Annotated in this window: 10 protein-coding genes and 1 other RNA gene; 6 read left to right on the forward strand and 5 right to left on the reverse strand. The window is 33.2% G+C overall.

Annotation, left to right across the window (positions count from 1 at the left end):
* Window positions 1-78: 78 nt before the first annotated feature.
* On the forward strand, window positions 79-1,293 hold the full coding sequence (locus tag DMA14_RS20970) for an RsmB/NOP family class I SAM-dependent RNA methyltransferase (RefSeq protein WP_111426446.1): 1,215 nt from the start codon (window positions 79-81) through the stop codon (window positions 1,291-1,293).
* Between the two features lie 226 nt (window positions 1,294-1,519).
* On the opposite strand, the gene DMA14_RS20980 is transcribed toward DMA14_RS20970, so the two are convergent.
* Window positions 1,520-2,563 (reverse strand): AMP-binding protein, encoded by a 1,044-nt coding sequence (locus DMA14_RS20980; protein ID WP_111426751.1) that lies wholly within the window; start codon window positions 2,561-2,563, stop codon window positions 1,520-1,522.
* A 4-nt stretch (window positions 2,564-2,567) separates the two neighbouring features.
* A complete protein-coding gene (locus tag DMA14_RS20985) occupies window positions 2,568-3,500 on the reverse strand; it encodes a CPBP family intramembrane glutamic endopeptidase (RefSeq protein WP_111426448.1) in 933 nt (310 codons plus the stop codon).
* 115 nt (window positions 3,501-3,615) lie between these two features.
* Here DMA14_RS20985 and arsC point away from each other — a divergent pair, with 115 nt between their 5' ends.
* Window positions 3,616-3,960: an arsenate reductase (glutaredoxin) gene (gene arsC, locus DMA14_RS20990; protein ID WP_111426449.1), complete on the forward strand. Its 345-nt coding sequence runs from the start codon at window positions 3,616-3,618 to the stop codon at window positions 3,958-3,960.
* Window positions 3,961-4,051: 91 nt separating this feature from the next.
* A complete protein-coding gene (locus tag DMA14_RS20995) occupies window positions 4,052-6,556 on the forward strand; it encodes an outer membrane beta-barrel family protein (protein WP_111426450.1) in 2,505 nt (834 codons plus the stop codon).
* A 258-nt stretch (window positions 6,557-6,814) separates the two neighbouring features.
* On the opposite strand, the gene DMA14_RS22940 is transcribed toward DMA14_RS20995, so the two are convergent.
* Entirely contained in the window at window positions 6,815-6,988 is a 174-nt protein-coding gene (locus tag DMA14_RS22940; protein ID WP_111288649.1) for a hypothetical protein, read from the reverse strand.
* Between the two features lie 426 nt (window positions 6,989-7,414).
* On the opposite strand from DMA14_RS22940, the gene fumC reads away from it, so the two are divergent.
* The gene (gene fumC, locus DMA14_RS21005; protein WP_111426451.1) at window positions 7,415-8,800 is read left to right on the forward strand and encodes a class II fumarate hydratase; all 1,386 of its coding nucleotides are present in this window, start codon (window positions 7,415-7,417) and stop codon (window positions 8,798-8,800) included.
* A 148-nt stretch (window positions 8,801-8,948) separates the two neighbouring features.
* On the opposite strand, the gene DMA14_RS21010 is transcribed toward fumC, so the two are convergent.
* Window positions 8,949-10,151 carry an NAD(P)-dependent oxidoreductase gene (locus DMA14_RS21010; RefSeq protein ID WP_111426452.1) on the reverse strand — a complete coding sequence of 401 codons (1,203 nt, stop codon included), beginning with the start codon at window positions 10,149-10,151 and terminating at the stop codon, window positions 8,949-8,951.
* A 241-nt stretch (window positions 10,152-10,392) separates the two neighbouring features.
* On the opposite strand from DMA14_RS21010, the gene DMA14_RS21015 reads away from it, so the two are divergent.
* Together DMA14_RS21015 and ssrA are read left to right on the forward strand one after the other, a co-directional pair.
* Window positions 10,393-11,595: a serine hydrolase domain-containing protein gene (locus DMA14_RS21015; protein ID WP_111426453.1), complete on the forward strand. Its 1,203-nt coding sequence runs from the start codon at window positions 10,393-10,395 to the stop codon at window positions 11,593-11,595.
* A 155-nt stretch (window positions 11,596-11,750) separates the two neighbouring features.
* Window positions 11,751-12,148: a transfer-messenger RNA gene (gene ssrA, locus DMA14_RS21020) on the forward strand.
* Window positions 12,149-12,391: 243 nt separating this feature from the next.
* Here ssrA and DMA14_RS22800 read toward each other — a convergent pair.
* Window positions 12,392-12,556 carry a hypothetical protein gene (locus tag DMA14_RS22800; protein WP_157957745.1) on the reverse strand — a complete coding sequence of 55 codons (165 nt, stop codon included), beginning with the start codon at window positions 12,554-12,556 and terminating at the stop codon, window positions 12,392-12,394.
* Between the last annotated feature and the right edge of the window lie 248 nt (window positions 12,557-12,804).

The following is a 12,804-nucleotide window of genomic DNA, read 5'->3' on the forward strand; positions in this document are numbered from 1 at the left end:
AAAGTCTAAAGTAAGATTCAGTATTAAAAATTTAACTTTCAATCAATTAATAGTACCTTTGCAACTCAAAATATAGAAATGAGATTACACAGAAATTTAGTTTATACTACCATTGACTCTTTAAATGCAATTTTCAACGAAGGAGAATATGCTGATAAAGTGGTAGCAAGAGCATTAAAAAAAGACAAACGTTGGGGAAGTTCTGACAGGAAGTTTGTTGCTGAAACGATATACGAAATTGTTCGCTGGAAACGATTATACGCAGAAATTGCCGAAGTAAAAGAACCTTATGACAGAGACAATCTATGGAGAATGTTTGCGGTTTGGGCTGTTTTACGCGGTTATCCAATTCCAGATTGGAGACAATTGGAAGGAACTCCGGAAAGAAAAATAAAAGGGCGTTTTGACGAATTATCTAAAACTAGAGCCATTAAAGAATCTATTCCAGATTGGATGGATGAATTGGGCGTAAAAGAACTTGGAGAAAAAGTTTGGGCAAAAGAAATTGCGGCACAAAATCAACCTGCAAAAGTTATCTTGAGAACCAATACTTTAAAAGGTACTAAAGAAAGTCTTCGCAATACTTTAATGGATTTAAATATTGAAACTGAATATTTAAAAGACCAGCCAGAAGCTCTTGTTTTAAAAGAAAGAGCAAATGTATTCTTGACAGAAGCTTTCAAACAAGGTTTATTTGAAGTTCAAGATGCCAACTCGCAATTAGTTGCTGGATTTTTGGATGTAAAACCTGGAATGCGTGTTGTAGATACGTGCGCTGGTGCAGGTGGAAAAACATTGCATATGGCTTCTTTAATGGAAAATAAAGGGCAATTGATTGCAATGGACTTGTACGAAAGTAAATTGAAGCAATTGAAATTAAGAGCCAAAAGAAATGGCGCTTTTAATATTGAATACCGCATTATCGACAGCACAAAAGTGATCAAAAAATTACACGAAAAAGCAGACCGTGTTTTAATTGATGCACCTTGTAGCGGATTAGGAGTTTTGAAAAGAAACCCTGATTCTAAATGGAAATTACAGCCTGAGTTTATTGATAACATCCGTAAAGTTCAGAGTGAAGTTTTGGAAAGCTATTCTAAAATTGTAAAACCAGGCGGAAAATTAGTTTATGCAACTTGTTCAGTTCTTCCATCAGAAAACCAAGAACAAGTAGAAAAGTTTTTAAAAACAGAAATCGGACAACAATTTACTTTTATTGAAGATCGTAAAATGTTAGCTTCAGAATCTGGTTTTGATGGATTTTATATGGCTTTACTGGAACGCAAAAAATAAATTCCAAATTCCGATTTATTTCGGAATACTCAATATTAAAATTCCAAATTCCAATCTTAAAACTTGGAATTTGGAATTTTTTATTTTTTCTAATGCCATAGCTTTGTCATTTCGACGTAAGGAGAAATCTTCGCAAGTAGCTCCGCTCCAATAGGCAAATCTTTGTGGAGTTTCTAACGAAGATTTCTCCTTACTTCGAAATGACAAAATTGCGAAAACTTGGAATCTAATCTTGCAAAGTAGGTTTTCGCAACAGCTTTCCATTTTCGTTTTCTTTGAATTTTGAAACGAAAACTATTTCTTTTGGTTTTTCATACTTCCCTAAAACGTCAAAGAAATCAGGAGCAAATTCTTGTTTTTCCCCTTCTACAACCAAAACTAATTTTTCTCCTAAAGTAGTATCTGGAAGTCCTGTAACAAAAAATCTGTTAGCTATCTTTCCAATAAGTTTAGCCTCAATCTGTTCTGGAATCAGCTTCACTCCTCCACTATTGATTACGTTGTCAATTCGACCTAAAAACTTAAATTGCTGCTCATTGACTAATTCTACCAAATCATTGGTTACAATTGGCTCATCAGAAATAGAAGCTACTTTAATAACCAAACACTGACGATCGTCTTGAGATATTTTTACGTTTGGAAGAATTGAGAAAACAGAATCTCCCAAACGCTTTGCCGCGATATGCGTAATCGTTTCTGTCATTCCGTATGTTTCGTAAATTTCTGTTTTAAGCGGCAAAAGCTTTTCTTCTAAAGCAGAATCTAATTTAGCTCCTCCTATAATTAACTTACGTACTTTTGAAAGTCCAGCAATAGAATTTTGAACTTGTAGCGGCACCATTGCCACAAAATCGTATGTCGTTGTATTGAATTGCAATGGATGCAAACTTGGTGAAACCACATCTAATTCTAATCCTAAAATTAAACTTCTCACCAACATCATTTTCCCTGCAATAAATTGCGTCGGCAGACACAATAAAGCTTTATCTCCTGGTTCCAGATCAAAAAAATCGCCTGTTGCTAAAGCTGACTGAATCATGGCTTGCTTCTTTAACTTAACTAGTTTTGGAAGTCCTGTTGTTCCAGAAGTCGTCATTTCGATATAGTCTTTTTTATCAAACCAATCCAAAAAGAATTCTCCAATTGACTGTTCGTAAGCATCACCTTCTTTTATGTAACTATAAGCAACACGGCACAAGTCTTTTGCATTTAAATGGTATCCATTTAATTTGAAATAATTGTGAACGTTATTTTGAGTTAAGTTTTGCATATTCTTAAGCATTTAATTCGATTTTACTAATTTTTCCTGTTAGTTTTTCTTTCCAATTTGTCCAACCATATTTTTTACTAAAAATAAAAAGCAGAATTGGATAAATAACAACAACTGGCAGAATTACATCAATTCCTGCCGAAGGTTCTGAAAGATCTTTAAATATAGAATTCGTCTGAAAAACGGTCCAATCTGAAGTAACTAATAATGCTCCAACAAGATTGTTTGCGGCATGAAATCCGAGTGCCAATTCCATTCCTTCATCCATCAAAGTGATAACTCCTAAAAACAATCCAGTTCCTATATAATAAATCATGATAATACTTCCCATTTTTTCAACCTCTGGATTGGCCCAGTGCATAGAGCCGAATATAAGAGAAGTCATTAAAAGCGGAAACCATCTATTCTGAGCTAAATTGGCAAACCCTTGCATTAGATATCCTCTAAAAACATATTCTTCAGTAGAAGTTTGAATCGGAATTAAAACACATCCTAAAACTGCCAATATCAAAAAAGGGACTAATTTAAACTGAAATACAAATTGCTCAGGAGATCTTAAATATACAAACAAAAAACTGAGCACTGAGAAAAATGACCATAAAAAGAAAGAAAACCAGATTCTTTTCCAATCTACTTTAGATCTTGATGTTGTCACCGACAAAAGAGTTTGATGGTGAATATATTTGACCACAAAATAAATTCCTGCAAAAGCAAAAACAAATGAAATCATTATTAGAAAAAGAGTGGTATTAGACTCAAACATTTTCATAACGCCATCGTTTGTAGTTGGAAAAGCTGTATGATCTATAAATGTTTTACAAAATACGGCTGCAGTAATTGGAATTTGCCCTATAAAAGATGCTGAAATAATAAAGACTGACCCTAAAAGATATTTCCAAAATTTGTTTTCGGGTTTAATCCCTTGTTCTAAAAACATAAAATTAAAATTTTAAAAAATGAGAATTCAAATTCGATAAGTTAGTCTTACTTTTGATATTGCTAAAATACCTCCTTTTTTATTGTACGAATATTAAACGTTTAAATATAACAAAATGATACAAATTTACCACAATCCGAGATGCGGAAAATCAAGAAATTGCCTTGCTTTTATTGAAAAATCAAATCAGGATTTTGAAATCATACCTTACTTAACTGAAACTCCATCTTTTGACCAGTTAAAAACATTATTGGGTCAACTAAATCTTGAACCAATCCAGCTAATTAGGACAAAAGAAAAAATCTGGATCGAAAATTTCAAAGGCAAAACTTTAAGTGACGATGAGATTATCAATGCTATGGTAGAAAATCCTATTTTAATCGAGCGTCCAATTGTTGTAAAAGATGGAAAAGCTATTATTGGTCGAGATCCAGAACTTGTTGCTTCTTTTTTAGATTGATTCTAAAATACCCTATTAACATTTTTTTGTGATTTTTCTCTTTAAACCAAAAACTACATTTGGCGTCTAAAGAGAAAAAGAAAACCAGAAAATGAAAAAAATCAAATTTGCTGTATTACTTGTATTCTTGTTTACAAGTTTTTACAATTACTCTCAACAAGGTCCGGGAGGCAGACCCAAAGTAAAAGTCACCGGAAAAGTTTTCGAGAAAGTAAGCAAGCAACCATTAGAATACGCTACAATTTCGCTTACCAAACCAAATGACACAAAAGTTGTTGCCGGTGGTATCACAAACCCGAAAGGAGAATTTGAAGTTGCGGTTGCACCCGGAACTTACGATATAAAAGTGGAGTTTATTTCATTTAAATCTACTGAAATCAAACAAAAAAGCATTCAGGATGACACCAATTTAGGTGTTGTAAACCTATCTGAAGATGCTGCACAATTGAACGAAGTTGTAGTTCGCGCTGAAAAATCGACTGTAGAAATTAAACTTGACAAAAAAGTTTACAATGTTGGTCAAGACATGATTGTAAAAGGCGGAAGTGTTAGCGATGTTTTAGACAACGTTCCTTCTGTTTCTGTTGATACTGAAGGAAACGTAAGCTTAAGAGGAAGCGATAACATTCGTATTTTAATTGACGGAAGACCTTCACAGGCGATTAATGTTGCAGAAGCTTTGAGACAGCTTCCAGCTGATGCTATTGATAAAGTAGAAGTAATCACTAATCCATCAGCACGTTATGATGCAGAAGGTGGATCTGGAATTATCAACATCATTCTTAAAAAAGGTAAAAATCAAGGTTTTAACGGAACTTTTATTGCCTCGACTGGTTTACCAGAAACGTATGGCGCAAGTGCCAACTTAAACTATAAAACTGAAAAGTTAAACTATTTCACAACTGCTGGTTACAACTATAGAACTACTGAAGGAGCTGGTAAAACAAACTCAGAATATTTTGATCAAAACGAAGTAACAAAAAGCTATTTAGACGAAAACCGTGATACAAAACGTGTCAGAAACGGATTTAACGGACGAGCTGGTGTTGAATGGACACTGACTCCTTCTACATTTTGGACAAATGCCATCAATTACCAAAAAAACACTGGTGATGACAGAGATTTGATCAATTATTACAACTACGATGCTGCACATAATTACACTGGAACATCTTATCGTTTAAATGACGCAGATACTGGAAGTGAAAACTTTGAGTATACTTCGAACTTGATTAAAAATTTCAACGATAAAGGACATAAACTTACTGCAGATCTTTCTATTTCAAGAAATACAGATGACAGCTATAGTACCATTACAGCTTCACCAAATTTCAATAATACGCTAAATGATCAGGTACAAAAGCAAGTATTATTTCAAGCAGATTACGTTCTTCCACTAGGCAAAGGCGGGCAGTTTGAAGCTGGTTACAAAGGAAGTTTTGGAGATTTGAATAACGAATATTATGTAAGCACTATCGAAAATAATGTTCCCGTAAAGGATCCTAATTTATCAAACACATTAGAATACAAAGAAAATATCAACGCACTTTACACTCAATATGGCTTCAAAGCAAATAAATTCTCTTATTTATTTGGCCTAAGATGGGAAGACACAGATATTCATGTAAACTTACTAGACAACAGTAATTTCAATACTAAAAAATACAACAACTTGTTTCCAAGTGCTTTTATTAGTTACGAAATCTCAGATCAAAGCAACTTCTCAGCAAGTTATAGCAAACGTTTATCTAGACCAAGAGGACGTTTCATGAACCCTGCTGTAAATTATGCGAGTAATATTAATATTTTTCAAGGAAATCCAGATTTAGATCCTTCTTTAACAGATAAATATGATATTGGCTACATCAAAAAATGGGATAAAGTAACCTTCAATACATCTGCTTATTTTGAAGACACAAAAGACGTTTTCAGCTTTGTAAGATCTCCTACCGGCGATTATGTAACTGCTGATGGTGAAGTGGTAACGCCTGCACCAGGTGAGGTAGTTGACGGTACTCCAGTAATCAAAAGTCAGCCTATTAACTTAGGAAAAGAACAAAAATTTGGTTTCGAATTTACATTTAATTACACTCCATACAAATGGTGGAAATTAAACAGTAACTTCAATTTCTTTAATGTAAAAACTACCGGAGAGCACAGTTACGTAGATACGCAAGGAAATACTATAGTTCAAAATTTAGACAATCAGGCTACATCTTGGTTTGCAAGAGTAAACTCTAAAGTCACTTTACCATATAAAATTGACTGGCAATTGACAGCAATGTACAACGGAGAGCAAAAAACGGCTCAAGGTAAAAATTTAGGTCAATTCGGAATGAATACTGCTTTAAGCAAAGATGTCATGAAAGATAAAGCGACAATTGCTTTCAACATTAGCGACGTTTTCAATTCAAGAAAAATGAGATCTTATACTTATTTAGATGGAGTGACTTCGTATAGCGAATTCCAATTCCGTAAACGTCAGTTCAATTTATCATTCACTTACCGTTTCAACAAACCAAAAAGCGAAAGAGATAAAAACGCACAGCCAAGAAATGATGGCGGTGGAGACGGCGGTGGAGATTTTCCTGGATAATTTTTTAAATTCTAATATTGAAACTCCAAATTCCAATCTAATTGGATAACTTCTAAAATTTAAAATCCAAATTCCAATTTAAAGTTGGAATTTGGATTTTTTTATTTATAACGAAACCCGACAGGTTTTAAAAACCTGTCGGGTTTAAATAAGCTCATCAAATTGGAATTTGGAATTTTTTATATTGGGATTTCCTTTTTTTTTGGAACAAAAAAAAAGAACCCTTTTGGGTTCTTTTCTTATGACATCAATCTAAAATTAAATAGATTGTTCTTCTTGTCTTTTTCTGGCTCTTTTCTCTTTGATCATTTCCCAGCTAGCACCCGTAACCCAGTAAGATACGAAACCAACTAAGAAAAACATTAACCAAAACCCTATAGTAAGTATGGTTAAGAAAAGTAAAAAGCCTAAGTACTGTGAAAATTCAAACATGTTTTCCGGAATTTTTGAATGTTACGACAAATGTAGGGTATATATTTTTTCTCAGCAATAAAATCTAAATCAATTTTCGTTAAATAACATTTATCCGTATATTTATACTCATTTTAAATAAGGACTTTTTTCCGAATATTATTCAACTGTCTAAATTCGAAGAATATGAGTATTTTAAGGAGCTATTTCCCGCTATCCGCTACAATCTTTTATGTTTTTAAAGAAAAAACATAAAAGGATTTCCACTCCTATCGGGGCTAGAATTCATATTCAAAAGAAATTTGAAAAAACACCAATATAAAAAATCCGTTCTAATCCGCGTTTTTACGAAGTAAATCAGCATTATCCGTGTTCCTTTTAATCTCAAAGATTGCAACCTAAATTCAACAACTCACATTTTACAGATAACATTTTACAAATAACATAATGAAATATAGAATAGAAAAAGACACCATGGGCGAAGTTCAAGTCCCAGCAGATAAATATTGGGGTGCACAAACAGAACGTTCCAGAAACAATTTCAAAATCGGACCTGCGGCATCTATGCCAAAAGAAATCATTGAAGGTTTTGCTTACTTAAAAAAAGCAGCTGCTTATGCCAATTTTGATTTAGGCGTTTTACCAATCGAAAAAAGAGACGCAATTGCAACAGTTTGCGACGAAATCCTTGAAGGAAAGCTAGACGATCAGTTTCCATTAGTAATATGGCAAACAGGCTCTGGAACACAAAGCAATATGAATGTAAACGAAGTAATTGCCAACCGTGCTCAAGTTCTTAAAGGTTTTGAAATTGGCGAAGGCGAACAATTCATAAAAGCCAATGATGATGTAAACAAATCACAATCATCAAATGATACTTTCCCAACTGGAATGCACATTGCTGCTTACAAAATGGTAGTAGAAACTACTATTCCTGGAGTAGAAAAACTTCATGCGACTTTAGCCAAAAAAGCAGCAGAATATAAAGATGTTGTAAAAATCGGTCGTACACACTTAATGGATGCAACACCCTTAACGCTTGGACAAGAAATTTCTGGTTACGCCGCTCAATTAGCCTTCGGATTAAAAGCTTTAAAAAACACTTTAGCTCATTTATCTGAAATTGCTCTTGGAGGAACCGCTGTCGGAACTGGATTAAACACGCCAAAAGGTTACGATGTAAAAGTCGCAGAATATATTGCCAAATTCACAAACCATCCTTTTATAACAGCAGAAAACAAATTTGAAGCGCTTGCAGCACACGATGCAATTGTTGAAACACACGGAGCTTTAAAACAATTAGCCGTTTCTTTAAACAAAATTGCCAATGATGTTAGAATGCTTGCATCAGGACCACGATCTGGAATTGGTGAAATTCATATTCCTGAAAACGAGCCTGGTTCTTCTATTATGCCTGGAAAAGTAAACCCAACACAATGTGAAGCTTTAACCATGGTTTGTGCTCAAGTTATCGGAAACGATATGGCAATTGCCGTTGGTGGTATGCAAGGACATTATGAATTGAATGTTTTCAAACCTGTAATGGCAGCTAACTTTTTACAATCGGCACAATTACTTGGTGATGCTTGTGTTTCTTTTGATGAACATTGCGCGCAAGGAATCGAACCAAATCATAAACGCATCAAAGAATTAGTAGACAATTCGTTAATGCTTGTTACAGCTTTAAATACTAAAATTGGGTATTATAAAGCAGCAGAAATCGCCCAAACCGCTCATAAAAATGGAACTACTTTAAAAGAAGAAGCTGTTCGTTTAGGTTATGTAACTCCAGAAGATTTTGATGCTTGGGTAAAACCTGAGGATATGGTTTAATTTTAAATTATGAGTTAGGAGTTAGGAGTTATGAGTTATGAATTAAAAGTTAGCCAACTTTGTCTATGAAATAAAAAGGAGAAATATTTACATTTCTCCTTTTTATTATTTACGATAGAGTAAAAATTCATAACTCATAATTCATAACTCATTTACCGTCTACATAATCCTGCAAATAACTAAATCTTTCCGTCAGTTTTCCATTTTCTGTGATTTTGGCGCGTTTTAGAATTCCGTCTTTATCTCCGTTGAAGAAAGCTGGAATTACATGCTCCATAAACTGTTCACCAAAACCTTCGCTGGCATCTTTTGGAATTTCACAAGGTAAATTATCTACTGCCATTACAGCAACAGCAGCAGGATGGAAGAAATCGACTTCACGATCTTCTAAAGGAAAATACCCATATAAAGGCTCTTCGATTGTCGACGAACGTATTGTACAAGCAATCGGTCCATTAACATCACAAGAAATATCTGCCACCACTTTCAATTTACAGTCACTAGCGTTCAGCATTTCTTTGGTTAAAATCATTGGAGCATTATTGGCATGAAAATGCCCTGCGAAATAAATATCCGAAACCTTTGTGAACCTTTCAAAATCAGATTCATACTCTTCTGGATGATTCACAAAATCTATAAAATCTAAAACCTGACCGTCTTTTCTTTTGTTATATTCTAAAACATCCAACTGAACGTAAACCGCTTGCGCATATTTTTTAGTCAAATAATTATCAATCGTAATTTCTTTCACTTTTATAGCATCCAAAATTTCTTTTGCTCCACTCCCAACCTTTCCTGTTCCAGTAACCACAAATTTTAAAGCAGGCATTGTAATGCGTTTTAAGTGCTTTATCAAATCTTCTTTTCCTGAAAGTGATTCTGCTTTTGGAAGTTTAAACAATTCGAATTTAATTCCGAATGCACGAATTCCGTTATAAACACCAACCATTCCCGCATATTTTCCGAAACCAATCAAACGGTGATCATGTTCGTTTACAATTGTTTCATGATCGTACAAATCGATATTTTTTTCTAAGATCGCCTGAAGCAGTTTTCTGTTATGAGGCTGTTTTTTAATTGTATGAGAGAAAAAGAAATAAGCTTTATTTGGAATTAAATCGTCTACAGGAACTTCTTTTACACCAAATAAAACATCACAGTCAGATACATCATTAGCGACGGTAATTCCCATATTTTTATAATCATCGTCAGAAAATATTCTAATATCAGAACTTTCAACTTTTACAGAAGCATCGTGATAAAGTTGCTTTAATCTTGTCAATTCATTTGGAGAAAAAACTACTCTTCTATCAGGTGGGTTTTTTCTCTCTTTTATAATTCCAAATTTCATTTAATGTGGTTTTTTAGCATTTAATAATATAACTTTTTAAAACATATTTGTTTCAAATATAACAAATTTAGTTAAAATTTTGTTTTAAAAATTCTATTTGGAATGCTTAAAAACCGTTAAAAGCTGAAAAACAATTGACTAAAATTTACTTTTCTTAAAAATATGTTAAAAAACACAAATTAGAGCCACAGAACCAAGAATACAACAAAATTGAATTCGATATATTTGTTTTTAAAGAACGATGCAAATGATTTTCCTTAAAAAGACAAAGATACCACAATTACTTTTTTCAATACTTGTTTTAAGTTCTTGTGGTCAAAACAAAACAACAGCAACAGATACAACTCAGACAGTCGAAGATACTTTACCGAAAATGAAGCCGTTAGGAGCTGAACCGAAAGTTTCACAGGCTTATAAAAACTCGGTTGTTGGCAGAATAAATCACTTTTACAACAAAAACTGGCCAAACAATACCATGAATGGAAGCTTTTTAGTAGCCAAAAATGGACAGATTTTATTTGAAAGATATAACGGTTTTGCCAATAAAAATGAAGGAACAAAAATAACTTCTGACACGCCTGTACAAATTGCTTCTGTGAGCAAAGTGCTAACTGCTACAGCGGTTTTAAAATTGGTAAATGCAGGAAAAATTGACCTAGATCAGAAAGTAAATACTATTTTAAAAACTTTCCCATACGAAGAATGTACCATCAGAATGTTATTGGATCATCGTACAGGAATGCGCAATTACGCTTATTTTACAGATCGCGATAAATCGATCTGGGACAGACATAATCAATTGACTAATAAAGATATTTTAGATATTCTGGCAACAAAAGATATTGGATTAGAATCTAGAACTGGAACTCGTTTTAGTTATTGCAATACCAATTATGCAATGTTGGCTCTGATTATTGAAAAAATAACAGGTTTAAGCTATAAAGAGGCAATGTCTCAAATGATTTTCAAACCACTTGGAATGACCAATACGTATGTTTTTGATGATGATAAAGACAGAAAGAAAATTGTTCCTTCTTATAAAGGTAACGGTGTAGAAATCGGTTTTGATTATTTGGACAATGTCTATGGCGATAAAAACGTATTTTCTACAGCAAGAGATCTTTTAAAATTTGATCGTGCAAGACAGTCACCAGATTTCCTAAAACCTGAATTATTGAAACAAGTTTATACAGGTTACAGTAACGAACGCAAAGGAACTAAAAATTATGGTCTTGGAATTAGAATGATTAATTGGGAAACAGGACAGAATTTCTATTTCCATAACGGTTGGTGGCACGGAAATACCTCATCTTACATTACTTTAATGAAAGAAGGAGTTACGATTATTGCACTATCTAATAAGATGACGAGAAATACTTATGCGGTTCGTAAACTAGCTCCTATTTTTGGAGATTACCCTTTTAATTTTAAAGATGAAGAGTAAAAATATTGTCGTAAAGCCGAAAGTCAAAAGTCGTAAAGTCTTAAAAACATTTGCCAATGCTGACTTTGGACTTTCTACTTTGGACTTTATGACTTTTTTTTAAATTTTTAGCTGAAAGTAATTTCAAATACTCTAAATTTGCAGACTTATTTTTTGGGGTCGACTGGTTTTGACAGCAAGTCGAATTGAACAGTAAGCACGTCGAGCATTGAGACCTTGCTCGTAAATATAAGATCTCAAACTTTTACACGGCGAAAATAATTACGCTTTAGCTGCATAATCCGAATCATAGTACGATTGCGCCACGTCTCTACAAGGTAGAGAAGCTGGATTCTCCTGGAAAGCCTTGGTTTGTGGCGTTCCGTTCAGGGGAACCGTAAAAATAAACCTAGATTTCCATGAGCTTCGGGTGGATTTCGAAAATTAAGAAGATAAGTGTTGGGTGGTTGTTTCTGGCCTAGCTCAACATCGAAAATCTAATCAGGAAATAAGCGTGTAGAAAGCTCTTTAGTTGCTTGTTTGGACCCGGGTTCGATTCCCGGCGACTCCACTAAAAGGAAGGTGTCGAACACCTTCCTTTTTTATTAATATCTCAAAAAACATACCTAAATCACCTAACAAAACATAACTATTCTCAATATTTTAGTAAATATTAACTTTAAATTAAGTAAAATATTTTGAATTGAAATAAAAAGTCGACGGGAATCGAACACCCTAAATGATTAAACAACAACAACTTACAAAAGTGTTCGATTATACATACTTTTTTATGCAAAACATGTTTGATTAGTTTGAATCAAATTTTGTCATTTATATTTTCCTTATTATTTTCATTGATTTCCTTCATTGTCTTACCCATAATAACCCTGACACACCAATCAACGAATGCAGCTTCTTGTTTCTCTTTCTTCCTTATTTTTTCTTCTGTCTCTTTTGAAGATTTTGTGGATTTCGATTTCATAACCGTCTTATTAAAAAATTATTTCCTTAAATATCAAAATTCATTTTAAATTGAAGATTATGAAATGATGATTAAAAAAATAATTTGTATTTAGTTTCTATATTCAAACAGTTATTTTCACTTAATTCTTTATAAAACTTAATTCATATTTTTGATAACACCTATGAAAGCCTAGAATTACGTTTTTCCGTAAAAATGGATAAAATTAAATTTCAATATTTGTAATATATTTAACGTAATTGATTAAA

Origin of the sequence: Flavobacterium sharifuzzamanii (assembly GCF_003254585.1) — a bacterium.
GTDB classification, from domain to species: Bacteria; Bacteroidota; Bacteroidia; order Flavobacteriales; family Flavobacteriaceae; genus Flavobacterium; species Flavobacterium sharifuzzamanii.

What these genes read in the sequence shown, in the direction of transcription:
- DMA14_RS20970 (WP_111426446.1), top strand. Translation starts at nt 79, where the DNA reads ATGAGATTACACAGAAATTTAGTTTATACTACCATTGACTCTTTAAAT.
- DMA14_RS20980 (WP_111426751.1), bottom strand. Translation starts at nt 2,563, where the DNA reads ATGCAAAACTTAACTCAAAATAACGTTCACAATTATTTCAAATTAAAT.
- DMA14_RS20985 (WP_111426448.1), bottom strand. Translation starts at nt 3,500, where the DNA reads ATGTTTTTAGAACAAGGGATTAAACCCGAAAACAAATTTTGGAAATAT.
- arsC (WP_111426449.1), top strand. Translation starts at nt 3,616, where the DNA reads ATGATACAAATTTACCACAATCCGAGATGCGGAAAATCAAGAAATTGC.
- DMA14_RS20995 (WP_111426450.1), top strand. Translation starts at nt 4,052, where the DNA reads ATGAAAAAAATCAAATTTGCTGTATTACTTGTATTCTTGTTTACAAGT.
- DMA14_RS22940 (WP_111288649.1), bottom strand. Translation starts at nt 6,988, where the DNA reads ATGTTTGAATTTTCACAGTACTTAGGCTTTTTACTTTTCTTAACCATA.
- fumC (WP_111426451.1), top strand. Translation starts at nt 7,415, where the DNA reads ATGAAATATAGAATAGAAAAAGACACCATGGGCGAAGTTCAAGTCCCA.
- DMA14_RS21010 (WP_111426452.1), bottom strand. Translation starts at nt 10,151, where the DNA reads ATGAAATTTGGAATTATAAAAGAGAGAAAAAACCCACCTGATAGAAGA.
- DMA14_RS21015 (WP_111426453.1), top strand. Translation starts at nt 10,393, where the DNA reads ATGCAAATGATTTTCCTTAAAAAGACAAAGATACCACAATTACTTTTT.
- DMA14_RS22800 (WP_157957745.1), bottom strand. Translation starts at nt 12,556, where the DNA reads ATGAAATCGAAATCCACAAAATCTTCAAAAGAGACAGAAGAAAAAATA.